A 25391-nucleotide genomic window follows, 5' to 3' on the forward strand; every position below is an offset into this window, starting at 1 on the left:
CCATAGAGCAAAACCGGAATAAATTGAAGGAGAATCTTGAAGAGGCTGGATCGATGTCTTTCGCGAACGAAAGGCATCTCATCCGGATCCCGGATGAGATGAAGGATCGGCCTAAGGCCAGATCAGAGATCGATGATCGTGCCCTTGCCGTCGTTCCAGACGCGCACGTCTTCGCGACGCTTCGCCTTGACGTAGACCGGAGCGCGCTTCGTCTTGCCCATCAGCATGCGGGCGCCGAGCGTAACGGTCAGGAGCGCACCGACCACCAGCGTCAGCGAAACCGCGAAGGCGGCAGCGAGACCGACAAAGGCGAGGCCAGCGAGGGCGTAAACGGCGGATCGAAAATTCTGCATGATCGTGTCCTTTCTCAGATGCCAAGGTGGTCCTTATTCCAGGGCATTGCAAGGGCCTTTCACCCAATTGTCATCTTGCATGGCCGGGCAAAGCTTGCCAGAACTCGGCCATGACTTCAGAGGCCTCCTCCTTCCGCGCGCATCACCCGTCGCGTCTTCGCCGTTCGATCCTGACAGTTCCGGCGATCAACGACCGTGCCCTGGACAAGGTGGCGGACCTCGATTGCGATGCGGTCATCTTCGATCTTGAGGATTCCGTGGCCGAAGACCGCAAGGAGGATGGGCGCCTCAACCTTCTGAATTTCCTAAGAGATAGAGATCTTGGCCACCGGGAGCGGATCATCAGGGTCAATGCTGCCGACACCGCATTTTATCGCGAGGACATCAGCCTGGTCCTTGCCGCCCTGCCCGATGCCGTTCTTCTCCCGAAGGTCGAGGAGCCGGTGACGGTGCAGGACGTGGCGGACATGCTCAGCGAGAGCGATGCGGCGGAAGGTCTCAGGATCTGGGCAATGATCGAAACACCGCGCGGTGTGCTGAATGCCGCGGCAATCGCCTCATCGGGGCGCACCAGCGACAGCCGGCTCGATGCCTTCGTCGTCGGGTTGAACGATCTGCGCAAGGCGACCGGTATTCCGGCAGCGCCCGGACGCACCTATCTCGTGCCCTATCTGATGCAGGTCGTGCTCGCCGCCCGCGCCTACGGGCTCGACGTGATCGACAGCGTCTCGAACGATTTTCGTGACCTCCAAGCCTTCTCGGAGGAATGCGGGCAGGGCAGGGCCATGGGCTTTGACGGCAAGATGCTGATCCATCCGGTGCAGATCGAACCTGCCAATCGCCATTTCGGCCCCTCGGATGCCGCGATTGCCGAGGCCCGTATCGTGGCCGACGCCTTTTCCGACCCGGCCCATGCGGGCCTCAATGTCATCAACATCGACGGGCGAATGATCGAGCGACTGCATGCCGAGGAGGCTGCCCGCCTGCTTGCCAAGCTCGCTTTGATCGACGCCAGAAAGGACAAGCCATGAAAGTCTATCGTTTCCTCACCGGCCCGGATGATTCGAGCTTCTGCCACCGCGTGACCGACGCGCTCAACAAGGGCTGGGAACTGCACGGCTCGCCGAGCCACACGTTCAACGCCGCCGAAAACCGCATGTATTGCGGCCAGGCCGTGGTAAAGACGGTGCATGGCAAGGACTATGATCCCTCGATGAAACTCGGCGAGCAGTGAGCGTGCTCTCCCATCTCCCCCTTGGTGGGGGAGAAAGCGATTTCGATGAATTCGGCGAGCGCAAGCCGCCTAAACATCAGAAATCGCCAGAGAGGGGGTCTGTTCGTCGTGCCCGCAGCACTGATCCCCTCACCAGGAAAATCTGAAGTTTAGGCGGCTTGCGCTCGCCTAAGCCTTCGATTTTCCGTCCTCCCCCGCATGGGGGGAGGTGACACTGAACTGTCAAAAAGCCCAAGCTTCGCCGCCGGTCGGGATCATCTCCCTCCGGGTCATCAATGCTTGTTTCGGACGAGGCGCCAGAAGCAACCTGTCTAAGTAATGTATGTGGCTCCTTCCGGCGCCTCGTTCGGCGTTTTTTCCCGCTGCATGCGTCTCTCTGGCAAGGCGGCGACGGTCCTCGGGTCAGGCCCGAGGATGACCGGGCGCGGGTCCGGCTGCAGTGTCATACGAGATGACGCTTCAGCCTGGCCGGTGGCCCGGGAGGTTCCCGCCGGATGGTGCACCATTCCGACCGGGACCCTCGCCCGGGGGATGAGTTTGGATCATTGGCGATCCCAAGCCATCCCCGCCGTTTTATTCGCCCCGCTGTCTGGATGTTCGCGACAGCGCGGGCGCCTTGTTTGTGTGCCTCTCAGGCACGTCCTTCCGATCAGGGTATCCAGGTTTTGGGGCATCCGACCCCATCACCCTCGTCAAGCCCTTCGTCCGGAGGGAGACCGTTGCAGCGGGCCGGGGATTTGTGCCTGCGACAGCACGCGCCCCCGGCGCCGGCCCCGCCTCGCCTGACATCGCATCGTCAGGTGTATCCGAGGGCGGGACGGTGATTAGGGTAAGGCGGGAAAAATGGGCGGGGATGAAAAAAAGTTGTGACGTTGATTTTGTTGGGGGATTTTTGGAAGTCGTCCCCCTTTTTTCGAAAAGTGGGGCGGTTTGATGTGGCCGTCTGGCCTTGAAAGGCTTGTGACTGGATCCTCGGGTCAAGCCCGAGGATGACGACCTCTAGCGTGGAGGAAGGGATCCTCCTCAAGCGTTGTGCGATCGAAACGGTTGTGGAGGATACCTGTCGCTCCCCTCACACTTTGTCATCCTCGGGCTTGACCCGAGGATCCAGTCACAAGCCATGCGATCTACGAGTGGGAGAAGCGGCTCGGCTTCGGCAGGCTTCGAGAACAAATAAGGGCACACCCATCCATCCTCTTCCCCATTGATTCGCGTCCGTGACAGGCGTAAAAGGCCTCGTGTTCCGTGGTGATTTGGCCGGCCGGCTTGCAGCCACGTAAAATAAGTCGCTAAAGGGCCGAGGCGAGTTTGAAGACTTTCCGAGGGCCGGTGGCGATATAAAAGCTGCCGGTGTTTTTTGTTTCCGCGGTGTGAAACCGCCGTGACAAGGAAAGTCGAGAGTCACATGCCGATCAGGATCCCCGATACGCTGCCCGCCTTTGAAACCCTCGTGCATGAGGGTGTGCGGGTGATGACCGAAACCATGGCCGTTCGCCAGGACATTCGCCCGCTGCAGATCGGCCTGCTCAATCTCATGCCCAACAAGATCAAGACCGAGGTGCAGTTTGCCCGGCTGATCGGTGCCTCGCCGCTGCAGGTGGAGCTGACGCTGGTGCGCGTCGGTGGCCACAAGGCCAAGAACACGCCGGAGGAGCATCTCCTCTCCTTCTACCAGACCTGGGACGAGGTGAAGGACCGCAAGTTCGACGGCTTCATCATCACCGGCGCGCCGGTGGAAACGCTGCCCTTCGAGGAAGTGACTTACTGGCCGGAGCTGGAGGAAATCCTTGATTGGACGGAGACCAATGTTCACTCGACCATGAATGTCTGCTGGGGAGCGATGGCGGCGATCAATCACTTCCATAGGGTGCCGAAGCATGCGCTGAAGGAAAAGGCCTTCGGCGTCTATCGCCACCGCAACCTTGCGCCGTCCTCCGTCTATCTCAACGGCTTCTCCGACGATTTCCAGGTGCCGGTCTCCCGCTGGACGGAAGTGCGTCGCGGCGACATCGAGAAGGTGCCGGAGCTGAAGATCCTGCTCGAATCCGACGAGATGGGTGTCTGCCTGGTGCAGGAGAAGCGCGCCAACCGGCTCTACATGTTCAACCATGTCGAATATGATTCGACCTCGCTGGGGGACGAGTATTTTCGTGACAAGTCGGCGGGGATCCCGATCAAGCTGCCGTACAATTATTTCCCGCATAATGACGACACGCTCACCCCGCTCAACCGCTGGCGCGGCCATGCGCATCTCCTGTTCGGCAACTGGATCAACGAGATCTACCAGATGACGCCTTATGATCTGAACGAGATCGGCAAGGACCTGGCGGGCTGACGGCGGCGCGGGGGCGGGCGCGGATTTTGTGAGGACAGGCGGGGTGCTCTATGACAGGATGCCGCCGCCGATGAACCGAGCCATAGTCGTCCGATGTTCCTGCCGTTTTTTCTGCGCCTGAGAGAAGAGAAGGTTCCCGTGACCCTGCGGGAATACCTGGCTTTGCTCGAAGGCCTTGAAGCGGGTCTCGTCGATTTCGATCCCGAAGGCTTCTACTATCTCGCCCGCACCACCCTGGTGAAGGACGAGCGATTCATCGATCGCTTCGACCGGGTGTTTTCCGAGATTTTCGGCGGGATCTTGAGCGAGGGGGCCGCTGATGGCGTCGATCGGCAGACGATCCCCGAGGACTGGCTGCGCAAGCTGGCGGAAAAGCATCTGTCGGATGAGGACAAGAAGCTGATCGAGAGCCTTGGCGGCTTCGAGAAGTTGATGCAGACGCTCAAAGAGCGGCTGGCCGAACAGAAGGAGCGCCATCAGGGCGGCAACAAGTGGATCGGCACGGCCGGAACCTCGCCCTTCGGCGCCCATGGTTACAACCCCGAAGGCGTGCGCATCGGCCAGGAGCAAAGCCGCCATCGACGCGCGGTCAAGGTCTGGGACAGCAGAGAATTTCGCAATCTCGACGACCGCGTCGAACTCGGCACCCGCAACATCAAGGTGGCGCTTCGACGGCTGCGCCGCTTCGTGCGCGAAGGTGCGGCCGAGGAGCTTGATCTCGCAGGCACGATCCGCTCCACCGCCGAGCACGGCTATCTGGATGTGAAAACGCAAGCCGAGCGGCGCAATGCCGTGAAGCTCCTGATGTTCTTCGATATCGGAGGCTCGATGGATGACCATGTGCGCGAGGTCGAGGAGCTGTTTTCTGCCGCACGCTCCGAATTCCGGCACATGGAGTATTTCTACTTCCACAATTGCCCCTATGAGCGCGTCTGGAAGGACAATCAGCGCCGTCACGCCGATACCATTGCGACGGTGGATGTGATCAGGACATTCGGCGCGGACTACCGGCTGATCTTTGTCGGCGATGCGGCCATGAGCCCCTATGAGATCACCCATCCCGGCGGTTCGGTCGAGCACTGGAACACCGAGAGCGGGGCGGCCTGGCTCACACGACTGACCGACCATTTCCGGCGGCATCTCTGGATCAATCCCCTGCCACAGGCGAACTGGGACTATACGATGTCGGTCGGACTGATTCGGCGGCTGATCGGTGACCGGATGTATCCGCTGACGCTGGGCGGCCTGGAGGCCGCAGCCCGCGAGCTTTCGCGCTGAGACACAAGACGATGAAAATTTGAGGCGAGGAAACGACAAGATGACGAAGACGGTGTTTGGCGTGATGCCAACGGGAGAGGCGGTCGAGAAGGTGGTGCTGACGGGCGGTGGCCTGACGGCCTCGATCATCACCTTGGGCGCGGTCCTACAGGACCTCAGGCTCGACGGCCACGATGCGCCGCTGGTGCTCGGCTTCGAAGACCTTGCCGGTTATCTCGACCATTCCCCCTATTTCGGCGCGACGCCTGGCCGTTGCGCAAACCGTATCGGTGGCGGTCGCTTCACGCTGGATGGCGTCGACTACCAGCTGGAGCTCAACGAGAAGGGCATCACCCATCTGCATGGCGGCTCCGACGGCATGGGCCGGCGCAACTGGACGATCCTGGAGCATTCGACCGATCACGTCGTGATGGAGATCGAAGATCCGGAGGGGCGGGCGGGGTATCCCGGGACGACGCGCACCCGCGCGAGCTTCGCGCTCAAATCAGGCGGCGTCTTCTCGGCGGTCTATGAGACGGTGACCGACAAGCCGACCATCGCCAATGTCTGCCACCACGCCTATTTCAATCTTGACGGTCGCCCCGATATTCTCGGCCACGACCTGATGATTGCCGCCGACCACTACACGCCGGTCGACGAGCGCCTCATTCCGACGGGTGAAATCCGCCCTGTCGAAAACACCGCCTTCGACTTCCGCGACATGCGACCGATCCGTCTGGAGGTCGATGGGGTGCAGCTCGGCTACGATCACAATTTCTGTTTCTCGAGCAGCCGCGTTGCCAAGCGCAGCGTTTCGCTTGCGCGCAGTGTCAATTCCGGTGTGACGATGGAGATCCTGACGACGGAGCCGGGCGTGCAGTTCTATGCCGGCGGCAAGGTCTCGCCGGCCGTTCCGGGCCTCAAAGGGCGCCGTTACGGCGCCTTTGCCGGCTTCTGCATGGAGACCCAGGTCTGGCCGGATGCGATCAACCATCCGAACTTCCCGAACGCAGTGCTGCGGCCCGGCGAGGTGCTGCGCCAGGAAACGGATTACGTGTTTTCGAAGAGCTGACGTCAGGAGGGGGCCGGCTGCGGGGTGATCTGTGGCCGGCAAGGCTTTTCGACGAAAGACGCGCAAAGGGGCCATCAATCCCACAAATTCAAAAACTGTTTGGAGGAAGAATGGAGCGGGTGAAGCGATTCGAACGCTCGACCCCAACCTTGGCAAGGTTGTGCTCTACCCCTGAGCTACACCCGCTCATCAACCGCGATCCTGGGGTAGTGTCTGGATCGTGGGCCGTCCGTCTTGCGGCGACGGGCGCTATATGGCCCAACCGATTTTCAAATGCAACAGGGAAATGACGGATCCGTGCGAAAAAAATTTGGAGTGGCCACAACAGGCTGAGAAAGCTCAGCTTTTGCGGGGTTTTGGGCGGCAAGAAAGATTGCAGGATGTCGGTCTTGGGCCTATGCCTCGATACAAATCCCGTTACGCACGGGCCTGAAAACACCGACTTTGCAAGTGAGGCCATGATGACGACGCCGAAAACGCCTGACGATCTCTTCCGCTTTCTGGACGAGCTGGGAATTGCCCACAAGACCAAGAGCCATCCTCCGGTCTTCACGGTCGCCGAATCCGTGTCGCTGCGCGACGAGATCCCTGGCGGCCATACCAAAAACCTGTTCGTGAAGGACAAGAAGGACAATTTCTTCCTGCTGACGGTCGAGGAACATGCGTCCGTCGACCTGAAGACCGTGCACACGATCATCGGTGCGGCGAGCAAGGTGTCCTTCGGCAAGCCGGAGAAGCTGATGGAATATCTGGGCGTCGTCCCTGGCTCCGTGACGGCGCTCGGTGCGATCAACGATACCGGCAAGAACGTCACCTTCGTGCTCGACAAGGATCTGATGGAGCACGAGATCATCAACTGCCATCCGCTCTCCAATGATGCGACGACCTCGATCGGCCGCGATGACCTGATCCGCTTCATGGAGGCGACCGGGCATACGCCGCTTGTCTTGAAAGTCACGGCCTGACATACGATCTTAACGGCAAGGACGGCAGCCCCGGCAAGGGCTGCGAAACAGGCGGGAGATGCACAGGATGAGCGACTACGGCAACCCTTACGGCGGCTATGGCAACCAGACCATGACGGCCAAGGCCCAGTTTGGTGGCGCTCCCGAGGGTCAGGCTCCGGTCGGCGAGCTGATCAAGGACACGACGACGGCGAATTTCGCCCGCGACGTCATGGACGAATCGCGCAACCAGCCGGTCCTCGTCGATTTCTGGGCGCCCTGGTGCGGCCCCTGCAAGCAGCTGACGCCTGTCATCGAAAAGGCGGTCAAGGAAGCCGGCGGTCGCGTCAAGCTCGTCAAGATGAACATCGACGACCATCCGTCGGTCGCCGGCCAGCTCGGCATCCAGTCGATCCCGGCGGTGGTCGCCTTCGTCAATGGTCGCCCCGCCGACGGGTTCATGGGCGCACTGCCCGAAAGCCAGGTCAAGGCCTTCATCGACAAGGTTGCCGGTCCGGCCGGTGCGGACCAGGCGGCTGAAATCGCTGCCGTGCTGGAAGAGGCTGCCGGCCTGCTGGCCGCAGGCGATATCGATGGGGCAGCCCAGCTGTTTGCGGCGATCCTCCAGGCGGACCCCGACAATACCAAGGCGATTGCCGGGCTTGCCGATTGCATGATCGGGGCGAACCAGCACCAGAGGGCCCGCGAACTCGTGAGCCAGCTGCCGGAAGATCTGGCCAAGGCCGCCGAAATCCAGGCGGTTCTGAAGCGTCTGGACCAGATCGATGAGGCCCGGAAGCTCGGCGATCCCGTGGCACTCGAACATACGCTGTCGCTGAACCCGGACGATCACGAAGCTCGGATGAAGCTTGCCAAGATCCGCAATGTCGAAGGACGTCGCGAAGAAGCGGCAGAACATCTGCTGCTGATCATGAAGCGGGACCGGACTTACGAGGATGACGGCGCACGCAAGCAGCTCCTGCAGTTCTTCGAGGTTTGGGGCCCCAAGGATCCCGCAACCGTCATGGCACGGCGCAGACTTTCGTCAATCCTCTTTTCTTGAGCTGCCGCCGGCCTTGAGTTTTGGCCGCCGCGACCCAGATAGAAGCAGGAACGAACGCCGGACTTTTCCGGACAGGATGTGCTCCAATGCAAGTGGGAAATGCCCGATATCTGACGGCTGCGGACTTACCCGAGACGGTCCCGGTCTTCCCCATCTCCGGCGTGCTGCTCTTGCCGGGCGGACAGCTGCCGCTGAACATCTTCGAACCGCGTTATCTGGCGATGTTCGACGCGGCCCTCTCCGGGAACCGGCTGATCGGCATGATCCAGCCGGCGATGTCGGAAGTGCAGGCCAATATCCTGCCGGAGCGCCCCAACCTGGCCCCCGTTGGCTGCCTCGGCCGCATCACGTCCTTCACCGAAACCGGCGATGGCCGCTATATCGTCTCGCTCGCCGGTGTCTGCCGTTTCCGGCTGTTGGATGAGGCGACGACGACGAAGCCGTTCCGCAGCTTCCACATTGCGCCCTTCGTTGCCGATCTTGCGTCGGCGGAGGATGAGGCGCAGGTCAATCGTGCGGGGCTCCTGGCTGCGTTCAAGGCCTATCTGGAGGCCAACAAGTTGGAGGCGGACTGGGAGAGCGTCGAGCGCGCGTCGAACCTGACATTGGTGAATTCCCTGTCGATGATGTCGCCCTTCGGCCCGCCGGAAAAGCAGGCGCTTCTGGAGGCGCCTGATCTCAAGACCCGTGCCGAAACCCTGATCGCCATTACCGAGATCGTGCTTGCCCGGACCTTTGGTGACGCCGACACCATGTTGCAGTGACCCATGGCCGATAATCCGACCAGCCTGATTGATCCGAAGATGCTGGAGCTTCTTGTCTGTCCACTGACGCAAGGCATGCTGAAATGGGACCGGGACAAGAACGAGCTCATCTCCGAAAAGGCCAGGCTCGCCTATCCGATCCGCGACGGGATCCCGATCATGCTGGTGTCAGAAGCGCGCAAGCTCGAAATGCCGGCCTAGAGCCGGCGATCGGTTCCGGAGCTGACCGTAATCGGATGACCTCAGATGCTCTGGCCGCCGAGAAGTCGGGGGTGGTTTCGACCCGCTGCACCGGCAGCCTCGCGAATGAAATAATTCTTCACGGCGGGAATACGATCGACGACGCCGAGACCGAAGTCTCGGAGCACGCGAACCGGCGTCACATCGTTGGAGAAGAGACGGTTGAGCACATCCGTGGTCACGCCCATGCGGAAGGTGTCGAACCGCCGCCAGATCTGGTAGCGCTCAAGGACGTTGACCGAGCCGATGTCGAGCCCGAGGCGATCTGCGTCCACCACGGTTTCGGCGAGAGCCGCGACATCCTTGAAGCCGAGATTGAGGCCCTGACCGGAGATCGGATGGATGCCGTGGGCCGCATCGCCGGCGAGAGCGAGACGCGGGGCGATAAAGGCGCGGGCAAGCGTCAGGCCGAGCGGGAAGGCCCGGCGATCTTCCGTGGCCCGGATCGTCCCGAGCTTATGGCCGAAGCGCCGCTCGAGTTCCGCCTCGAACAGCAGATCGTCTGACGCCACGAGGCGGTCCGCGTCTTCCGTGCGTTCGGTCCAGACGAGTGACGAGCGATTGCCCTTGAGCGGCAGAATGGCGAAGGGGCCAGCCGGCAGGAAATGCTCTTCGGCCACGCCCTCGTGCGGGCGCTCATGCTCCACCGTCGTGACGATGCCCGACTGCCCGTATTGCCAGGTCACCGTCTTGATGCCGGCGAGATCCCGAAGTTTCGAGCGGACACCGTCGCAGGCCACAACGAGCCGCGTCGAAACGACGCTGCCATCCGAAAGCGTCAGCTCGGCGCTCGGGCCGGTATCGCGAAATCCCGTCGCCCGAAGGCCGTGGCGGATGGCGATGCCGCGCTCGGCGCAGGCGTCTCGCAAAGCTGCGACCATGCTGACATTCGGGATCATATGCGCGAAGGGACGTCCGTCCTCGACCGCACCGTCGAAGGTCAGGAAAACGGGGCGCACCGGATCGGAGGTCTTCGAATCGGTGACGATCATCCGGTTGATCGGCTGCGCATCGGGCTCGATCCTGTCCCACAGACCAAAGACGTCGAGCATCTTCGTTGCGGCCGCGATGATTGCCGAGGCGCGGGGGTCCTTTTTCCAGGCCTCTTCGGGTGCTGCTTCGACAACTTCGATCGCAAGATGCGGTGCTGCCTGTTTCATGGCGACCGCCGCGGAAAGACCGACATAGCCACCGCCGACGACGAGCACATCCAGCATGGCGAATTCCTTTGTTCTTGTAGACCTGATGTCACCTATATAGATCAGCCTTGAACGGGTGCCTATAAGCGGAGCAATGCATTATGTCGCAGCCATCAGGCCAGACCAAACCCATGCAAGAGCTGATCGAGCGTCTCGATCTGGAAAAGCTGGAGGAAAATCTGTTTCGCGGCAGCAGTCCGCAAAACGGCTGGCAGCGCGTCTTCGGCGGTCTCGTCATCGCGCAGGCACTGATGGCCGCACAGCGCTGCGTCGACCCCGACCGCATCGTCCATTCGCTGCATGCCTATTTCATGCGCCCAGGCGACCCTTCGATCCCGATCATCTACCAGGTCGAACGCATCCGGGACGGTTCGTCCTTCACCACGCGCCGGGTGGTGGCAATCCAGCACGGCAAGGCCATCTTCTCGATGTCGGCTTCGTTCCAGGTGGAAGAGCCGGGCTTCGATCACCAGGTGGCGATTCCGAATGTGCCCGCACCGGAATCCCTGATGGGAGAGGCGGAATTCCGCGCCGCCTTCCTCGCGCAGGCGCCGGAGACGGTGAAGAAGTACTGGGGACGCGAACGACCGATCGAGATCCGCCCGACGTCTTTGACGCATTATCTGTCGCGCGAAAAACTCGAGCCGGAAGCCCATATCTGGGTTCGCGCCTCGGGCATCGTTCCGGATGACAGGCATTATCAGGCCGCGATCCTTGCCTATCTTTCGGACATGACCTTGCTCGATACCTCGCTTTACGCCCATGGCACCTCGATCTTCGATCCGGAGCTGCAGGTGGCGAGCCTTGACCACGCCATGTGGTTCCACCGGCCCTGCCGGCTGGACGACTGGATCCTCTACACCCAGGACAGCCCAAGTGCTGCCGGCGCCCGCGGCATGACGCGTGGCAGCATTTTCACCCGGGATGGACGGCTGATTGCGTCGGTGGCCCAGGAGGGCCTGATCCGCAAACGGGCAAATGATTAAATCATAGGCAATTGGGTTTTTTTGCGCTTTTTTTGTGCGCACATTGTGCATTCATTTGCCTGTTTCTTGGGTGAATGCGACAGAACCTTTACATTTCAATAACTTATTGGGCTTCTTGAATCTGGCACGCCTTTTGAATGTCTTAGGCCAGTCGCTGCGCGAAAGTTCCTGCCGGCGGCAAGGAGAGTCGGCTCCGAGCCGAGGACAAGCAAAGGATGGGAAACCAGATGAAGATTGTGATGGCTATCATCAAGCCGTTCAAGCTGGACGAGGTACGCGAGGCCTTGACGGCTGTGGGGATCCAGGGGCTGACCGTGACCGAGGTCAAGGGCTATGGACGCCAGAAGGGGCACACTGAAATCTATCGCGGCACCGAATACGCCGTCAGCTTTCTGCCGAAACTGAAGATCGAGATCGCTGTCTCGTCCGAACTCGCCGACAAGGCCGTTGAAGCCATCGCTTCCGCTGCCAAGACCGGCCAGATCGGCGATGGCAAGATCTTTGTCTACGCGATCGATCAGGCCGTGCGCATCCGCACCGGCGAAACCAACACCGAAGCTCTGTAAGAACGGCTGTAAGGGGAGTTTTTTCTGATGTCATTTGCCAAGTTGAATTCCAATCTCGTGCGCCTTGGCGCCGCGTCGGCAGCACTGCTGGCGCCGGTTGTCGCCTTCGCACAGGAAGCTGCTCCGGCAGCAGCCGAAGCGGCAGCTGCTGCGGCGCCCGCCATGACAGTCGACAAGGGCGACACCACCTGGATGCTGGTTTCTGTCGTCCTGGTTCTCCTGATGACCATCCCGGGTCTCGGTCTGTTCTATGGTGGCCTCGTTCGCGCCAAGAACATGCTGTCCGTCCTGATGCAGGTCACCACGATCGCTGCCATGGCGATGATCCTCTGGGTGATCTACGGCTACTCGCTCGCCTTCACCAATGGTGGCAGCCTCAACTCCTTCGTTGGCGGCTTCTCCAAGATGTTCCTGTCCGGCGTCGACACCTCGACGATGGCAGAAAGCTTCTCCAAGGGCGTTGCCATTCCGGAACTCGTCTTTGTCTGCTTCCAGATGACCTTTGCGGCAATCACGCCGGCCCTCATCGTCGGCGCCTTTGCCGAGCGCGTGAAGTTCTCGGCCGTGATCCTGTTCTCGGCTCTGTGGCTCACCTTCGTCTACTTCCCGATCGCCCACATGGTCTGGTTCTGGGGCGGCCCGAGCGCCTATTCTGACCCGACCGGCCTGATCTTCGGCTTCGGCGCGATCGACTTCGCAGGCGGCACCGTCGTCCACATCAACGCTGGTATTGCAGGCCTGATCGGCGCGATCATGGTTGGCAAGCGTACCGGCTACGGCAAGGACATGATGGCTCCGCACTCGATGACCATGACCCTGATCGGCGCTGGCCTTCTCTGGGTGGGCTGGTTCGGCTTCAACGCCGGCTCCAACCTGGAAGCCAATGGTTATGCAGCGCTTGCCATGATCAACACCTTCCTGGCCACCGCAGCTGCCATCCTCTCCTGGGCTCTGGTCGAAACCTTCTCCCGCGGCAAGGCTTCGATGCTCGGCGCCGTCTCGGGTGCGATCGCTGGTCTCGTCGTGATCACCCCGGCTGCCGGCTTTGCCGGTCCGATGGGCGCGATCGTCATGGGTCTGGTCGTCTCCCCGGTCTGCTACTTCTTCTGCTCGACCGTGAAGAACAAGTTCGGCTACGACGACACGGCTGACGTCTTCGGCATCCACGGCGTTGGCGGCATCATGGGCGCGATTCTGGTCGGCGTGTTCGTCAACCCGGCCCTCGGCGGCGCTGGCATCGTCAACTATGCCGACCCGACCTTTGCCGCGATCTACGACGGCACGGCCACCCAGGTCTGGCGTCAGCTCCAGGGCGTCATCGTCACCGTCCTGTGGTGCGGTATCATCTCGATCATCCTCTTCAAGGTCGTCGACATGATCGTTGGCCTGCGCGTGCCGGTCGAGGCCGAACGCGAAGGTCTGGACCTCGCCTCGCACGGCGAAGCCGCCTACCACAACTGAGATCCCTGACGGATCTCAACCTCTCAAATGCGGCAGCGCCCGGGTCTCATCGCCCGGGCGTTTTCTGTTTCCGATGCGGCATATGCCGCGGGTGCATGGTTAATGCACCATTAACCCTCCATCCTGTAGGGTATCGGATGGATATCCCCGTGCTGACAGGGGATCTGCAACCACCACCGGCAACAGGACGGACAGACATTCCATGAGCAGAGGCCATTCCGCAGCGCTTCCGGAGCATTCCACCCGCTCCGCGTTGTCAGCGTTCCTGTTCCGTCAGTTTCTGGCCTTGACAGGGTTTGCGCTCTTCCTGCTGCTGGTGCTTGCCGTTGCGGCGCTTGCGACCTGGAACGTTTCCGATCCGAGCCTTTCCTATGCGACGGAAAACGAGCCCACCAATATTCTCGGGCTTTCAGGCGCCGTCTTCGCGGACCTGATGATGCAGTTCTTCGGGCTTGGCAGCCTTCTGGCCCTGCTGCCGGTTCTGGCATGGTCCTTTGCGCTGATCGGCGGACGCAAGCTGAACCGTGTGCCTGCCCGTCTCGGCGCCTGGATCGGCGGCGCCCTGGTGGCTTCGGCCGCCGTCGGCTGCTTTCCGCCGCCGACTACCTGGCCGCTGCCGAGCGGAACAGGCGGCGTGCTCGGCGATCTCATCCTGCGGTTTCCGGCGCTTTTCATCGGCGCCTATCCGACCTCGACCTTTGCCATGATCCTTGGTGTCGTGCTCGCCCTGCCGGCGACCTGGCTGATGCTGTTTGCCGCCGGCATCGTCGACAAGCCGGCCGAGGAAGCAGAGGATGACGAGCCGGTGGCGCCTCTTGTCCGCAGCAAGCCGAAGACCCCGGTCTTCGATGATGACGATGAAGAGGATGAACGGGAAGGCCCGATCGCCGTCGTTATCGGTGCGGTCACGCACAACTGGTACACCACGCGGGCGCGCGTGCGACGGCTGTTCGGCCTGACGTCCAACGACCGTCGCGACCGTGATTTCGAGCAGCCCTATGATTTCAACGATGACGAGTTCGGGACACTGAACGAGCCGGTGCGTGCCAAGGTGCCGCCGCTCAATGCGCGCGTCGAGCCGTCGCTGGATGGCGCACCGCTGCGTCCGGCGGGCCGTTCGATTGTTTCGCCCCCGCCGATGTCGGCCGGCAATTTCGAGGACGAAGACGACGATTTCGATCTGGACGACCTTCCGCGGCCAGCCGGCATCCTGTCCGGTGATGGCGTTCGGTCGGCACCGGCCAAGGCAGGTGCCGCCTCGGCGCGCGTTGCTTCACCCGCCGCCCGGCCGAAGCCCGGCCCGCGTGTCGATCGCGATGCCCAGGGATCGCTGCTGCGGCCGGATGGTTTCCAGCTGCCCTCCGTCCACCTCCTGGCCGAACCGCGGGCCGTGACCCGCGACGCGACGCTCTCGGCAGAGGCTCTGGAACACAATGCCCGTCTGCTCGAGGGCGTGCTCGACGACTTCGGGGTCAAGGGCGAGATCATCCATGTCCGCCCGGGTCCCGTGGTGACACTCTACGAACTGGAGCCCGCACCGGGCATCAAGTCGTCGCGGGTCATCGGTCTTGCAGATGACATCGCCCGTTCGATGAGCGCGATCGCCGCCCGTGTCGCGGTCGTGCCCGGCCGCAACGCGATCGGCATCGAATTGCCGAACCAGACCCGCGAGACTGTCTATCTGCGCGAGTTGATCGGTTCCCGCGATTTCGACGGCAACAAGGCGAAGCTTGCCATGGCACTCGGCAAGACGATCGGCGGCGAACCTGTGATCGCCGATCTCGCCAAGATGCCGCATCTGCTCGTCGCCGGGACCACGGGTTCGGGTAAGTCGGTCGCCATCAACACGATGATCCTGTCGCTCCTCTACAAGATGACGCCGGAGCAGTGCCGCCTGATCATGATCGATCCGAAGATGCTGGAACTCTCCGTCTATGACGGCATTCCGCACCTGCTCTCGCCTGTCGTTACCGACCCGAAGAAGGCTGTCGTTGCGCTCAAATGGACCGTCCGCGAGATGGAAGAGCGCTACAAGAAGATGTCGAAGATCGGCGTACGCAACATCGATGGCTTCAACGCGCGTGTTGCTCAGGCCCTGGAAAAGGGCGAGGTTCTGACCCGTACGGTCCAGACCGGTTTCGACCGCCAGACGGGCGAAGCGATCTACGAGACGGAAGAATTCGACCTGCAGCCGCTGCCCTATATCGTCGTGATCATCGACGAAATGGCCGACCTGATGATGGTGGCCGGCAAGGATATCGAAGGCGCGGTCCAGCGCCTGGCGCAGATGGCCCGTGCAGCCGGCATCCATGTGATCATGGCAACCCAGCGCCCCTCCGTTGACGTCATCACCGGCACGATCAAGGCCAATTTCCCGACGCGTATCTCCTTCCAGGTCACGTCGAAGATCGACAGCCGCACGATCCTTGGAGAGCAGGGCGCCGAACAGCTGCTCGGCATGGGCGACATGCTCTACATGGCCGGCGGCGGGCGCATCCAGCGTGTCCACGGCCCCTTCGTCTCGGATCACGAGGTCGAGGAGATCGTCGCCTATCTGAAAACCCAGGGATCGCCGCAGTATCTGGAGGCGATCACCATCGACGACGATGAAGATGGCGAAGACGGTGGTGGCCCTGTTGGAACCGGTAATCTCGGCGAATCGGACGATCCTTACGATCAGGCGGTGGCCATCGTGTTGCGCGACGGTAAGGCGTCGACCTCCTATGTGCAGCGTCGTCTCGGGATCGGCTATAACCGTGCCGCTTCGCTGATCGAGCGTATGGAGAAAGAGGGCATTATCGGCCCCGCAAACCATGCCGGAAAGCGCGAGATCCTGGTGCCGACGGAAGAGTGAGCGCCAGACGGTCCGTTGATGGAACAACAGGACCTCAAGACGAGTTGCCGCAGCGGCAGGGGCATTAATGGCCATGAAGCCGCCGCCTTTTTCGGCGAAACCGAAAGCATATGAAGGAGCACACCATGACACAGATGACAGAACGCGACGCCCAGCAGCCGTTGATGGCCAGCCGTCGCCAGTTCGTGCTTGGGACGGCAGCAGTGATGGCCTGTGCAGCCATGCCATTTCCTGTCTTCGCCGCAACGGGAGCCGCCCAGCAAATCGCCGACCATTTCTCCAGCGTGAAGACCATGATGGGCGAATTCGTCCAATTCGGTCCGCGCGGTGAGCAGACGGGCGGCAAGTTCTTCATTGAACGGCCCGGCAAGCTGCGTTTTAACTACGAAAAGCCGTCGCCGATGCGCGTGATCTCGGACGGCAAGAATGTCGTCATCGGCAACACCAAGCTGAAGACCTGGGATCTCTACCCCCTCAACAAGACGCCGCTCAGCCTGTTGCTGTCGGAGCGTATCGATCTGGGCAATCAGATGGTGCGCGATGTCAAGCAGGAGGCGGATCTGACGACGATCGTGCTGGGTGACCGGACGATCTTCGGCGATTCGACGATTACCCTGATGTTTGATCCGAAGTCGTTCGAGTTGCGCCAGTGGACGATCACGGATGTGCAGAAGAAGGACACGTCGGTGATGATCTTCAACGTTCAGAACGGCGTGCAGTTCGACCCGAGCGTCTTCGAAATTCCCTATGCGGAAGTGCATAGCCAGAAGCGCGGCTGATCCTGGTCCAATCTCATTGTGGAGAAGGCGGCATGTCCGACAGGGCGCGCCGCCTTTTCCTGTTCAGGGGGAGGCAAATCCCCTAAGAGGCGAGGATGGACAGGAAGGGATCGCCCATGAGCCTTGCAATCTCCACGTGGAACATCAATTCGGTGCGGCTGCGGTTGCCCATCGTGGTGGATTTTCTCCATAGGGTGAACCCTGACATCCTCTGCCTGCAGGAGATCAAGTGCCAGAACGACCAGTTCCCGGCAGAAGAGATCGCAGCCCTCGGCTATTCGAACATCGTGATCCATGGGCAGAAGGGCTATCACGGGGTGGCGATCTGCTCGAAGCTGCCCTTGGCGGAAGATCATCGGCAAGACTATTGCGGCGTCGGCGACAGCCGCCATATCTCGGCGATATTCGAGTGGGCGGGCCGGCGCATCCGGCTGCACAATTTTTATGTCCCGGCCGGGGGCGACGAACCGAACCGCGAGGTGAACCCGAAATTCGGCCACAAGCTGGATTTCGTCGAGGAGATGAAGGCGCTTTCTGCCGAGGCTGAGCCGAACACCGCTTCGATCCTTGTCGGCGATCTCAACATCGCGCCGCTGGAGCATGATGTCTGGTCGCACAAGCAGATGCTGAAGATCGTCAGCCACACGCCGGTCGAGACCGAAGGCCTGCTCGACATCATGCGGCAGGGCAAGTGGGTGGATCTCATGCGTCAGCATGTCCCGGCATCGGAGAAGCTCTACACCTGGTGGAGCTACAGGGCGAAGGACTGGGCGGCTGCGGATCGTGGCCGGCGTCTCGACCATATCTGGTCGTCGGCTGATCTTGCGCCGCTGCTGGCCCGTGTCGATGTCCTCAAGGAAGCCAGAGGCTGGAACCAGCCTTCTGACCACGTTCCAGTGACAGCTTACTTTCAGGCTTGATAGCCGGCGATAGACAGTCGGCTGTTTAAAGCGGCGCTCAGGAGAACTTCGGTGCCATGGCTTCTGCGCCATCGATCAGGGCGGCAAGCGACTGCTTGATGCGGCCTTCGACCTGGCGCGCCATCTGGGGATACTCTTCCAGCAGGCGGTGGAACAGGGCGCGCGTGATCCTGATGACATCGACGTCGTCGACAGCGACTGCCGTGTACTTGCGCTCGACCATGGTGATCAGTGCGAGCTCGGAGAGCATCACGCCGGGCCCGACGCGGGCCTCCCGATGCGGTTTGCCGTCGCGTCCGATGACGTAGAGTTCGATATCTCCGCGCGTGATCACATAGGCGCACTCCGCCGGCGCCTTCTCACGAAACAGGGCCTGACCCGTAGCCACCTGGCGATGTTCTGCGCCGAACGCGATCAGCCGGAGCTGATCCTTGTCCAGGCCGGAAAAGAGCGGCAGGGCCGACAGAAGCTCGATATCGTCGCTGAGTGACATGGCGTTTTCCCGATCGGCCTGAACTCGCTGCTCCGGCCGTGGTCCGTGCATAACGCAAAACGGGGATGAAGACGACCCGTCGGCCCGCCTCATCCCCGCAGCAATGCATGCACGGTTTTAGGGAACGATCTTGTAGCCGCCGTTTTCGGTGACCAGGATCTCTGCGTTCGACGGATCGCGCTCGATCTTCTGGCGCAGACGGTAGACATGGGTTTCCAGCGTATGGGTCGTCACGCCCGAATTGTAGCCCCACACTTCTTCCAGCAGGATATCGCGGGTCACCACCTTCTGGCCTGCGCGGTAGAGATAGCGGATGATCGCGGATTCCTTTTCGGTCAGGCGGATCTTCTTGCCGTCTTCCGTGGTCAGGAGCTTCTGGCTCGGCTTGAAGAGATAGGGACCCACCCCGAACGTCGCGTCTTCGCTCTGCTCGAACTGGCGCAGCTGCGCCCGGATACGGGCCAACAGAACCGCGAAGCGGAACGGCTTCGTCACGTAATCGTTGGCGCCTGCCTCAAGGCCGAGGATCGTGTCGGAATCCGTATCGTGCCCGGTCAGCATGATCACCGGAGACTTGAAGCCGCCCTTGCGCAGCAGCTTTACGGCTTCCCGTCCATCCATGTCGGGAAGGCCCACATCCATGATCATCAGATCGACCTGGGCGGTCTTGGCTGTCTGCATGGCGCGGGTGGCGTTGCTCTCCTGCAGGAGCGAGAACTCTTCATAGAGCGAGAGCTGCTCGACCAGGATCTGCCTCAGATCGTCGTCATCATCTACCAGCAGAATGGTCCGCGTCGTCATCCGTCATCCTTCCAGGTTGGTCCCATCCTCGGGTCTTGCTGCCCAAGTACACCGCATGTAAGCCTAACTCGCAGCCGTTTAAGGGCTATGAATACAACAATATTCACGAAGAAGGCAAAAAGTCGTGACCAAGAGGCGGGCTCCGGTGGAAAAGGCTGGAAAGGCAGTCAATCGGCTTCTGGTTCGACCTCGGCCCGGCAATCAATGCCAGGCTATCCTGCAGGCGGGCTCGCTGATCTTTCGCGCCGCTCTGGGGCGCAGCGGCCGCACAAGCCGCAAGCGCGAGGGGGATGGCGCAACCCCGATCGCCGTCATGCCGATCCTGTTCGGCTATCGGCGCGGCGATCGAGGACCGCTGCCGGCAACGCCGCTTGCCATGCGCCGATCGCGCACCGACATGCTCTGGTGTGACGCGGTCAGCGACCCGAACTACAATCGGCCGGTGCGGGCGCCGTTCGGCCCGAGCCACGAAAAACTCGCGCGTGCTGACGAGCTTTATGATGTTTGCCTCGTTCTCGACTGGAATTTCCGCTGTCGCCGGCGCAGATGCGGCTCCGCCATCTTCTTTCATATTGCCAGACCCGGCTACACACCGACCGAAGGGTGCGTGGCCATCAGCCTTAGCGACATGCGACGGCTGCTCCCGCATCTTAGCTCAAGGACCCTGCTTCAGGTTCTCTGATCGCAGTTTCAGGCATTTTGACTGTCTGTCCTCTTTCATCGATGCCCTGGCGGCCTAAATAGAAGAACGCGGACGGCACATCTTCCTCTTCGCCCCTGCCACCGGTTTCGCGCTTCAGCGCAGACACATTCCGATCCGGAGATATCAGCAAATGACAGAACAAACTTATATTGCCCTGAATGATGGCGCTCGCATTCCCCAGGTGGGCCTTGGCGTCTGGCAGACGCCGAATGATGAAGCCGCTCCTGCGGTCAAGGCCGCTCTCGACGCCGGTTATCGGCATGTCGATACAGCGGCAGTCTATGAAAACGAGGAGGGTGTCGGTGAAGGCATCCGTCAGTCCGGAATCTCCCGTTCGGAGATTTACCTCACGACCAAGCTCTGGAACACCGAGCAGGGTTACGACCAGACCCTTCGCGCGTTCGACGCCAGCCTGAAGCGCCTTGGCACGGACTATGTGGATCTCTATCTGATCCATTGGCCGTCGCCGCATCGCGGCCTGTTTGTCGACACCTGGAAAGCCTTCCTGAAGCTGAAGGAAGACGGACGGGTCAAGTCGATCGGGGTGTCGAATTTCTATCCGGAGCATATCGAGAAGATCGTTGCCGAAACCGGTATCGTTCCGGTGATCAACCAGATCGAGCTGCATCCGGACTTCCAGCAGCGGGAAGCCCGCGCATTCCACGACAAGCACCGCATCGCAACTCAGTCCTGGAGCCCTCTCGGCCAGGGCAAGCTGCTCGGTCATCCGGTGATCGCCGAGATCGCCAACAAACTTGGGCGCACGCCGGCACAGGTCATCATCCGGTGGCACATCGACAATGGTCTCGTGGTCATCCCGAAATCGGTCACACCGTCGCGCATCGTCGAAAACTTCCAGGTCTTCGATTTCAAGCTCTCAAGCGAAGATCTTGCCAAGCTGAACGGCCTGGATGACGCAGGTGCCCGCATCGGGCCGGATCCGAAGACGGCGACCTTCTGAGCCGTTGTGTATAAGCTCAACTGAAGTACGGGCCGCTTTCGATGGGAGAGCGGCCCGTTTTCTGTTTATTCCTTGACGGCCGAATCCCAATGTTCGTCGGCTTTGCCGTCAACAATCCGCCACGTATCATACCATGTCGTGGTGTAGGTCTTCGACGGATCTTTCGGGTCCTTCTCTTCCCTCACAATCGCCACAGTGACGAGATCGCCCTCGGCAGTTACGAAGGCGACGGGCGTCGATAGCTTTTCGGGGATCGGCTTCTTCTCGACCTGAAGCACTTCCGTGAAGAATTGCACCACGGTATCGCGACCCGAGGGTACGTTCGGGTTGTGCTGGATGTAACGTTCAGTGAGGAACTGGTCGGCCTTGTCCCAATGGCCCGCTTCCAGCAAGTCGCGCATGATATGATAAACCACCTGCTTGTTGGCATGGAGCTGCGGATCGGGGCTGGTGAACAGGGCTTCCTTGTCAACAGCTGCAACGACGGGTTCCTGCGCTGAGGCGGCGAGCGGGGTCATAGCCCCGGTGATCAGGGCGAAGGCAAGCAAAACATGTTTGGATGTGAAGGCCATTGTGGTTCCTTAAATGGCGGATGGCCTCAGACGGCCGATGCCGGCCAAAATAGGAGTTCGCCAGTCAGCGGAAAAGAAGGCAGTTTTTTCGGAGTTGGTTTGAAATTCAGAACCAGGTGCGCAAGCTTTGCGGCCCAGCGAACAAGGCCTCTTCGCTCAGCCACCTGCTTGCCATCCCCGAACAAGATGTGACACTGTGCGCTGCCACAATTCGGGAGATTTCCATGCTGTTTCGCCGCGCTGTCCTTGCCGGTCTCTCTGTCCTCGCGCTCTTGCCGGTTGCCACCCATGCCACAGGCCTGCCGGATCTCGGCGGCAAAACCGTTGTCGTCGTGACGGAAAACGCCTATCCGCCGCTGCAGTTCGTCGATCCCAAATCAGGCGAGCAGATCGGCTGGGAATATGATGCGATGAATGAGATCGCAAAGCGGCTCAATTTCAAGGTCGAGTATCAGAATACGTCCTGGGATGCGATGATCCAGGCCGTTTCCGACGGCCAGTATCAGATCGGCATGACCGGGATCACGATCAAGGAAGACCGCAAGGAAAAGGTGGATTTCTCCGATCCCTATATGCGCTCCGAGCAGTTCATGCTGGTGCGTGGCGACGAAAGCCGCTTCACGGATTCCAAGACATTCGCTGAGTTCGCGGATGGTCTGGTTGGCGCCCAGCCGGGGACGACACCCTTCTATACGGCGGTCTACGAGATCCTTGATGGTAACGAGCAGAATCCGCGCATCAAGCTGTTCGAAACCTTCGGTGCCACCGTTCAGGCCTTGAAGACGGGTGACGTCGATGTCGTGCTCACCGACGGCACGGCCGGCAAGGGTTATGTCGATGCCTCGAATGGCGGTCTGAAGCTGATCGGCGGCGCGCTTGGCTCGGAAGACTTCGGTTTCATCTTCCCGAAGGGCTCGGATCTCGTTGCTCCGGTCAATGCCGCGATTGCCTCGATGAAGGCCGATGGCACGATCGATGCGCTGAACAAGAAGTGGTTCCTCGACTACAAGATGGGCGAATGAGCCAGCGGCGTCCCTGCGACCTGAAGGCGGGTGACTGATGGCATTCCAGACCCTTCCACAGGGTGATCAGAAGGGCGACCGGCCTTGGTGGCTGGTCGCCTTCGTCTTGCTTGCGGTTGCGCTGGCCGGGGTCATCTTTGTCAGCGATCTCTATGCCCAGGTCTTCAACACGGTCGTGAAGGGCCTCTGGGTGACCGTGTTCGTCACTCTTGTTGGCTTTTCGCTTGCGACGGCCCTTGGTTTGCTGATCGCTCTCCTGGGTATGTCCGACAGTCTTGTCCTTCGCCAGATCGCCCGCTTCTATGTCGAGGTGGTGCGTGGCATTCCGATCATCGTGCTGCTCTTCTACATCGCCTTTGTCGGGGCGCCGGGCTTTGTTGCGCTCTACAATCTGGTGATGTCGCCGCTGATCTCTGCAGGTCTGTTCGATGCCATGGTCGTGCGCGACGTCTCCCTGATGTGGCGCGCGATCATCGCCTTGATGATCGGCTACTCGGCCTTTATCGCCGAGATCTTCCGCGCCGGTATCCAGTCCATCGACAAGGGGCAGATCGAGGCCGCCAAGGCTCTCGGCTTGAGCCGCAGCCAGCGTTTCCGACTGGTGGTCTTCCCGCAGGCAATCAGGGTCATCTTTCCGCCGCTCTCGAACGATTTCGTCGCCATGGTGAAGGACAGCTCTCTGGTCTCCGTGCTTGGCGTGGCCGACATTACCCAGATGGCCAAGGTCTATGCGTCCGGTTCATTCCGTTTCTTTGAGACCTATTCGATCGTGGCTTATGTCTATCTTGTGCTGACCATCGGCCTTTCGCTTCTGCTTCGAGGCTTCGAAAAGCGCATGCGGGAGCGTCGTGGATGAGGCTTCCCAATCTGGACCGCGCTGCAACCACCTTCAATCGTGTCCGTTACTATGCTGCGGGGATCGCCCGACATGTCTTGCCGAGGGAGTGGTTCGTGCGCCGGAGCCGGGCGATCCTGCGCGAGATTGAAGGTGCGCCTGAACTTGCCGAGCTTATGCGGCGAGCCAATTATTACAACAAATTGGAGCGGGATGCCGCCATAACCGGCGTGAGACTGGATGCGATAGACCGAGGTCAGAGCCGATATTATCTCGATCTCGACGAGTATCTGCGCTATTTCCGCCATCGCCTGAAGGTCAATTATCTTTTCGGTGACGTAACCTCGGTTCCGAATTCTCCATGCCTGGTCAAAAGCAGGCCAACCGATGTGGAGAATGCAAATTCGGTGCTGCTCAATCTCGACAAATTGCGGCATTTCCGGATCACCACGGACGATACGCCCTGGGAAGATAAGAAACCGCTGGCTGTCTGGCGCGGGGCGCCGAACAATCCGCTGCGCATCGAGCTGGTCAAACGTCATCGAACGAGCCCGTTCGCCGATGTGGGTCAGGTCGGAGAAACAGTCGAGGGGTTGGCGCCCAAAGACTTCCTCAGCCCCAGACAACAAATGGGCTATCGCTACATCATCTCCATAGAGGGCTATGACGTTGCGACCAATCTCAAGTGGATCATGGCCTCTGGCAGCGTCTGCCTGATGCCGAGGGGGCGTTTCGAGACCTGGTTCATGGAGGGCGCTCTGATCCCGGACTACCACTTCGTCGAACTGCGCCCGGATTTCAGCGACCTTGAAGACAAGATCGCCAGTCTTGAGAAAAATCCGCGATGGGCGCGGGAGATCGTCGCCAATGCAAACGCCTATGTGGCGTCGTTCTGCGACCGGGCAACCGAGCGCAAGGTTTCCCTGCTGGTGCTCCAAAAGTATTTCGAGGCGACCGGACAGCTTCCACCGTCCGCATTCAGCCACCTCTTCTTCGGGCAGCCGGGCGAAGCACGCCCCTCATGACGCCTCAATAGATGTCGGGCACATACATTTCGGCCGGGACCGGATGGCGAATGTAGTCGGCGTTGCGCACCCGGGCGGGTAGCTCCACGGGTTCCTTCGGGACATGCTCGTATGGCACCTGCTTCAGCAGATGGGCGATCATGTTGAGCCGCGCCTTCTTCTTGTCGACGGCCTGGACGACCCACCAGGGGGCCTCCGGGATATGCGTGCGCTCCAGCATCTCTTCCTTGGCGCGTGTATAGCTTTCCCAGTGAATCCGGCTTTCGAGGTCCATGGGTGACAGCTTCCACTGCTTCAGCGGATCGTTGATGCGCATGCGGAAGCGGAATTCCTGTTCTTCGTCGGTGATCGAGAACCAGTATTTGACGAGGATGATCCCGGAGCGGACCAGCATGCGCTCGAATTCCGGGACCGAGCGGAAGAACTCTTCCAGTTCATCCGGCGTGCAGAAGCCCATGACCCGCTCGACGCCGGCGCGATTGTACCAGGAGCGGTCGAAGAGGACCATTTCGCCAGCCGTCGGCAGATGCTGGACGTAGCGCTGGAAATACCACTGGCTGCGCTCGCGCTCGGTCGGTGCGGGTAGCGCCACGACGCGGCAGACGCGCGGGTTGAGCCGCTGCGTGACACGCTTGATCGCCCCACCCTTGCCGGCGGAATCGCGGCCTTCGAAGAGCACGACCATCTTCAGCTTCTTGTATTGCACCCAGTCCTGCAGACGCACCAGTTCGTGCTGCAGGCGGAAGAGCTCGCGAAAGTAGACGCGCCGGTCGATGGTCTGTTCCGCCATGCCGTCGGCAACGAGCTGATCGAGCCGCTCCTCGTCCAGCTGCTGCTCCAGTTCCTCGTCAAAGCTGTCGAGGATTTCGGTCTTGATGCGATGGATGTCTTCGTTCATGGCGCGGTTTCCAGCAAGGCGATCGGGTTCTGACGACGATCAAGCATGCTTGCA

The 25391-nt window shown here is 60.8% G+C and carries 26 protein-coding genes, 1 tRNA gene and 1 riboswitch; of the genes, 20 read left to right on the plus strand and 7 right to left on the minus strand.

Annotated elements, in window-relative coordinates:
* Positions 1-122: 122 nt before the first annotated feature.
* Positions 123-353: a hypothetical protein gene (locus AC1PUL_RS19145; RefSeq protein ID WP_480465622.1), complete on the minus strand. Its 231-nt coding sequence runs from the start codon at positions 351-353 to the stop codon at positions 123-125.
* 110 nt (positions 354-463) lie between these two features.
* On the opposite strand from AC1PUL_RS19145, the gene AC1PUL_RS19150 reads away from it, so the two are divergent.
* The 5 genes from AC1PUL_RS19150 (at position 464) to AC1PUL_RS19170 (ending at position 6251) form a co-directional block, all read left to right on the plus strand.
* A complete protein-coding gene (locus AC1PUL_RS19150; protein ID WP_480465623.1) occupies positions 464-1384 on the plus strand; it encodes an HpcH/HpaI aldolase/citrate lyase family protein in 921 nt (306 codons plus the stop codon).
* Entirely contained in the window at positions 1381-1587 is a 207-nt protein-coding gene (locus AC1PUL_RS19155; protein ID WP_136539253.1) for a DUF1737 domain-containing protein, read from the plus strand. The genes AC1PUL_RS19150 and AC1PUL_RS19155 overlap by 4 nt, the downstream gene beginning before the upstream one ends.
* A 1235-nt stretch (positions 1588-2822) precedes the next feature.
* A riboswitch (SAM riboswitch) is annotated at positions 2823-2900 on the plus strand.
* A 92-nt stretch (positions 2901-2992) separates the two neighbouring features.
* Positions 2993-3922, plus strand: coding sequence for a homoserine O-acetyltransferase MetA (gene metA / locus AC1PUL_RS19160; RefSeq protein WP_480465624.1), 930 nt, complete (start codon positions 2993-2995; stop codon positions 3920-3922).
* 93 nt (positions 3923-4015) lie between these two features.
* Complete coding sequence (locus tag AC1PUL_RS19165) at positions 4016-5200, plus strand: vWA domain-containing protein (RefSeq protein WP_480465625.1); 1185 nt, start codon at positions 4016-4018, stop codon at positions 5198-5200.
* Positions 5201-5240: 40 nt separating this feature from the next.
* Positions 5241-6251, plus strand: a complete 1011-nt coding sequence (locus AC1PUL_RS19170) for an aldose epimerase family protein (RefSeq protein ID WP_480465626.1) — start codon at positions 5241-5243, stop codon at positions 6249-6251.
* A 111-nt stretch (positions 6252-6362) separates the two neighbouring features.
* Here the strand turns inward: AC1PUL_RS19170 and AC1PUL_RS19175 are convergent.
* A tRNA-Gly gene (locus tag AC1PUL_RS19175) sits at positions 6363-6437 on the minus strand.
* 275 nt (positions 6438-6712) lie between these two features.
* On the opposite strand from AC1PUL_RS19175, the gene AC1PUL_RS19180 reads away from it, so the two are divergent.
* The 4 genes from AC1PUL_RS19180 to AC1PUL_RS19195 all read left to right on the plus strand — a co-directional run bounded on the left by AC1PUL_RS19180 (position 6713) and on the right by AC1PUL_RS19195 (position 9223).
* Positions 6713-7216: a prolyl-tRNA synthetase associated domain-containing protein gene (locus AC1PUL_RS19180; RefSeq protein WP_480465627.1), complete on the plus strand. Its 504-nt coding sequence runs from the start codon at positions 6713-6715 to the stop codon at positions 7214-7216.
* Positions 7217-7283: 67 nt separating this feature from the next.
* Complete coding sequence (gene trxA / locus AC1PUL_RS19185) at positions 7284-8258, plus strand: thioredoxin (protein ID WP_480465628.1); 975 nt, start codon at positions 7284-7286, stop codon at positions 8256-8258.
* 86 nt (positions 8259-8344) lie between these two features.
* Positions 8345-9022 carry an LON peptidase substrate-binding domain-containing protein gene (locus AC1PUL_RS19190; protein ID WP_480465629.1) on the plus strand — a complete coding sequence of 226 codons (678 nt, stop codon included), beginning with the start codon at positions 8345-8347 and terminating at the stop codon, positions 9020-9022.
* 3 nt (positions 9023-9025) lie between these two features.
* Positions 9026-9223 carry a Trm112 family protein gene (locus AC1PUL_RS19195; RefSeq protein ID WP_480465630.1) on the plus strand — a complete coding sequence of 66 codons (198 nt, stop codon included), beginning with the start codon at positions 9026-9028 and terminating at the stop codon, positions 9221-9223.
* A 41-nt stretch (positions 9224-9264) separates the two neighbouring features.
* On the opposite strand, the gene AC1PUL_RS19200 is transcribed toward AC1PUL_RS19195, so the two are convergent.
* Positions 9265-10509 carry a ubiquinone biosynthesis hydroxylase gene (locus tag AC1PUL_RS19200; protein ID WP_480468636.1) on the minus strand — a complete coding sequence of 415 codons (1245 nt, stop codon included), beginning with the start codon at positions 10507-10509 and terminating at the stop codon, positions 9265-9267.
* 53 nt (positions 10510-10562) lie between these two features.
* Between AC1PUL_RS19200 and tesB the strand changes: the two genes are divergently transcribed.
* From tesB to AC1PUL_RS19230, 6 genes are all read left to right on the plus strand, one after another.
* On the plus strand, positions 10563-11447 hold the full coding sequence (gene tesB / locus AC1PUL_RS19205; protein WP_298461116.1) for an acyl-CoA thioesterase II: 885 nt from the start codon (positions 10563-10565) through the stop codon (positions 11445-11447).
* A gap of 215 nt (positions 11448-11662) precedes the next feature.
* Positions 11663-12013: a P-II family nitrogen regulator gene (locus AC1PUL_RS19210; protein ID WP_076396987.1), complete on the plus strand. Its 351-nt coding sequence runs from the start codon at positions 11663-11665 to the stop codon at positions 12011-12013.
* A gap of 27 nt (positions 12014-12040) precedes the next feature.
* The gene (locus AC1PUL_RS19215) at positions 12041-13474 is read left to right on the plus strand and encodes an ammonium transporter (protein ID WP_480465631.1); all 1434 of its coding nucleotides are present in this window, start codon (positions 12041-12043) and stop codon (positions 13472-13474) included.
* Positions 13475-13676: 202 nt separating this feature from the next.
* Positions 13677-16328: an FtsK/SpoIIIE family DNA translocase gene (locus AC1PUL_RS19220; RefSeq protein WP_480465632.1), complete on the plus strand. Its 2652-nt coding sequence runs from the start codon at positions 13677-13679 to the stop codon at positions 16326-16328.
* 110 nt (positions 16329-16438) lie between these two features.
* Positions 16439-17107: an outer membrane lipoprotein carrier protein LolA gene (locus tag AC1PUL_RS19225; protein WP_480465633.1), complete on the plus strand. Its 669-nt coding sequence runs from the start codon at positions 16439-16441 to the stop codon at positions 17105-17107.
* Between the two features lie 116 nt (positions 17108-17223).
* Positions 17224-18027: an exodeoxyribonuclease III gene (locus AC1PUL_RS19230; RefSeq protein WP_480465634.1), complete on the plus strand. Its 804-nt coding sequence runs from the start codon at positions 17224-17226 to the stop codon at positions 18025-18027.
* A 37-nt stretch (positions 18028-18064) separates the two neighbouring features.
* On the opposite strand, the gene AC1PUL_RS19235 is transcribed toward AC1PUL_RS19230, so the two are convergent.
* Entirely contained in the window at positions 18065-18520 is a 456-nt protein-coding gene (locus AC1PUL_RS19235) for a cyclic nucleotide-binding domain-containing protein (RefSeq protein WP_480465635.1), read from the minus strand.
* 117 nt (positions 18521-18637) lie between these two features.
* Positions 18638-19321: a response regulator transcription factor gene (locus tag AC1PUL_RS19240; protein WP_480465636.1), complete on the minus strand. Its 684-nt coding sequence runs from the start codon at positions 19319-19321 to the stop codon at positions 18638-18640.
* A 124-nt stretch (positions 19322-19445) separates the two neighbouring features.
* Here AC1PUL_RS19240 and AC1PUL_RS19245 point away from each other — a divergent pair, with 124 nt between their 5' ends.
* Both AC1PUL_RS19245 and AC1PUL_RS19250 read left to right on the plus strand, forming a co-directional pair.
* Positions 19446-20003 (plus strand): L,D-transpeptidase family protein, encoded by a 558-nt coding sequence (locus tag AC1PUL_RS19245; RefSeq protein ID WP_480465637.1) that lies wholly within the window; start codon positions 19446-19448, stop codon positions 20001-20003.
* A 151-nt stretch (positions 20004-20154) separates the two neighbouring features.
* Positions 20155-20985 carry an aldo/keto reductase gene (locus AC1PUL_RS19250; RefSeq protein WP_480465638.1) on the plus strand — a complete coding sequence of 277 codons (831 nt, stop codon included), beginning with the start codon at positions 20155-20157 and terminating at the stop codon, positions 20983-20985.
* A 65-nt stretch (positions 20986-21050) separates the two neighbouring features.
* Here AC1PUL_RS19250 and AC1PUL_RS19255 read toward each other — a convergent pair whose 3' ends face one another.
* Positions 21051-21557 carry a nuclear transport factor 2 family protein gene (locus AC1PUL_RS19255; RefSeq protein WP_480465639.1) on the minus strand — a complete coding sequence of 169 codons (507 nt, stop codon included), beginning with the start codon at positions 21555-21557 and terminating at the stop codon, positions 21051-21053.
* 224 nt (positions 21558-21781) lie between these two features.
* Between AC1PUL_RS19255 and AC1PUL_RS19260 the strand changes: the two genes are divergently transcribed.
* Genes AC1PUL_RS19260 through AC1PUL_RS19270 form a run of 3 tightly spaced genes read left to right on the plus strand, consistent with a single transcriptional unit; the run spans position 21782 to position 24439 of the window.
* Complete coding sequence (locus AC1PUL_RS19260; protein WP_480465640.1) at positions 21782-22579, plus strand: basic amino acid ABC transporter substrate-binding protein; 798 nt, start codon at positions 21782-21784, stop codon at positions 22577-22579.
* 37 nt (positions 22580-22616) lie between these two features.
* Positions 22617-23435 carry an amino acid ABC transporter permease gene (locus AC1PUL_RS19265; protein WP_480465641.1) on the plus strand — a complete coding sequence of 273 codons (819 nt, stop codon included), beginning with the start codon at positions 22617-22619 and terminating at the stop codon, positions 23433-23435.
* Positions 23432-24439 (plus strand): glycosyl transferase family 90, encoded by a 1008-nt coding sequence (locus AC1PUL_RS19270; protein WP_480465642.1) that lies wholly within the window; start codon positions 23432-23434, stop codon positions 24437-24439. Before AC1PUL_RS19265 ends, AC1PUL_RS19270 begins: the two co-directional genes overlap by 4 nt.
* 4 nt (positions 24440-24443) lie before the next feature.
* On the opposite strand, the gene ppk2 is transcribed toward AC1PUL_RS19270, so the two are convergent.
* Positions 24444-25337: a polyphosphate kinase 2 gene (gene ppk2, locus AC1PUL_RS19275; RefSeq protein ID WP_480465643.1), complete on the minus strand. Its 894-nt coding sequence runs from the start codon at positions 25335-25337 to the stop codon at positions 24444-24446.
* Positions 25338-25391: the final 54 nt, after the last annotated feature.

The organism is Rhizobium sp. P43 (assembly GCF_056730705.1).

Bases quoted from the DNA above. Each gene is read 5' to 3' on its own strand.
- AC1PUL_RS19145 (WP_480465622.1), bottom strand. From the start codon at position 353: ATGCAGAATTTTCGATCCGCCGTTTACGCCCTCGCTGGCCTCGCCTTT.
- AC1PUL_RS19150 (WP_480465623.1), top strand. From the start codon at position 464: ATGACTTCAGAGGCCTCCTCCTTCCGCGCGCATCACCCGTCGCGTCTT.
- AC1PUL_RS19155 (WP_136539253.1), top strand. From the start codon at position 1,381: ATGAAAGTCTATCGTTTCCTCACCGGCCCGGATGATTCGAGCTTCTGC.
- metA (WP_480465624.1), top strand. From the start codon at position 2,993: ATGCCGATCAGGATCCCCGATACGCTGCCCGCCTTTGAAACCCTCGTG.
- AC1PUL_RS19165 (WP_480465625.1), top strand. From the start codon at position 4,016: ATGTTCCTGCCGTTTTTTCTGCGCCTGAGAGAAGAGAAGGTTCCCGTG.
- AC1PUL_RS19170 (WP_480465626.1), top strand. From the start codon at position 5,241: ATGACGAAGACGGTGTTTGGCGTGATGCCAACGGGAGAGGCGGTCGAG.
- AC1PUL_RS19180 (WP_480465627.1), top strand. From the start codon at position 6,713: ATGACGACGCCGAAAACGCCTGACGATCTCTTCCGCTTTCTGGACGAG.
- trxA (WP_480465628.1), top strand. From the start codon at position 7,284: ATGAGCGACTACGGCAACCCTTACGGCGGCTATGGCAACCAGACCATG.
- AC1PUL_RS19190 (WP_480465629.1), top strand. From the start codon at position 8,345: ATGCAAGTGGGAAATGCCCGATATCTGACGGCTGCGGACTTACCCGAG.
- AC1PUL_RS19195 (WP_480465630.1), top strand. From the start codon at position 9,026: ATGGCCGATAATCCGACCAGCCTGATTGATCCGAAGATGCTGGAGCTT.
- tesB (WP_298461116.1), top strand. From the start codon at position 10,563: ATGTCGCAGCCATCAGGCCAGACCAAACCCATGCAAGAGCTGATCGAG.
- AC1PUL_RS19210 (WP_076396987.1), top strand. From the start codon at position 11,663: ATGGGAAACCAGATGAAGATTGTGATGGCTATCATCAAGCCGTTCAAG.
- AC1PUL_RS19215 (WP_480465631.1), top strand. From the start codon at position 12,041: ATGTCATTTGCCAAGTTGAATTCCAATCTCGTGCGCCTTGGCGCCGCG.
- AC1PUL_RS19220 (WP_480465632.1), top strand. From the start codon at position 13,677: ATGAGCAGAGGCCATTCCGCAGCGCTTCCGGAGCATTCCACCCGCTCC.
- AC1PUL_RS19225 (WP_480465633.1), top strand. From the start codon at position 16,439: ATGAAGGAGCACACCATGACACAGATGACAGAACGCGACGCCCAGCAG.
- AC1PUL_RS19230 (WP_480465634.1), top strand. From the start codon at position 17,224: ATGAGCCTTGCAATCTCCACGTGGAACATCAATTCGGTGCGGCTGCGG.
- AC1PUL_RS19235 (WP_480465635.1), bottom strand. From the start codon at position 18,520: ATGTCACTCAGCGACGATATCGAGCTTCTGTCGGCCCTGCCGCTCTTT.
- AC1PUL_RS19240 (WP_480465636.1), bottom strand. From the start codon at position 19,321: ATGACGACGCGGACCATTCTGCTGGTAGATGATGACGACGATCTGAGG.
- AC1PUL_RS19250 (WP_480465638.1), top strand. From the start codon at position 20,155: ATGACAGAACAAACTTATATTGCCCTGAATGATGGCGCTCGCATTCCC.
- AC1PUL_RS19255 (WP_480465639.1), bottom strand. From the start codon at position 21,557: ATGGCCTTCACATCCAAACATGTTTTGCTTGCCTTCGCCCTGATCACC.
- AC1PUL_RS19260 (WP_480465640.1), top strand. From the start codon at position 21,782: ATGCTGTTTCGCCGCGCTGTCCTTGCCGGTCTCTCTGTCCTCGCGCTC.
- AC1PUL_RS19265 (WP_480465641.1), top strand. From the start codon at position 22,617: ATGGCATTCCAGACCCTTCCACAGGGTGATCAGAAGGGCGACCGGCCT.
- AC1PUL_RS19270 (WP_480465642.1), top strand. From the start codon at position 23,432: ATGAGGCTTCCCAATCTGGACCGCGCTGCAACCACCTTCAATCGTGTC.
- ppk2 (WP_480465643.1), bottom strand. From the start codon at position 25,337: ATGAACGAAGACATCCATCGCATCAAGACCGAAATCCTCGACAGCTTT.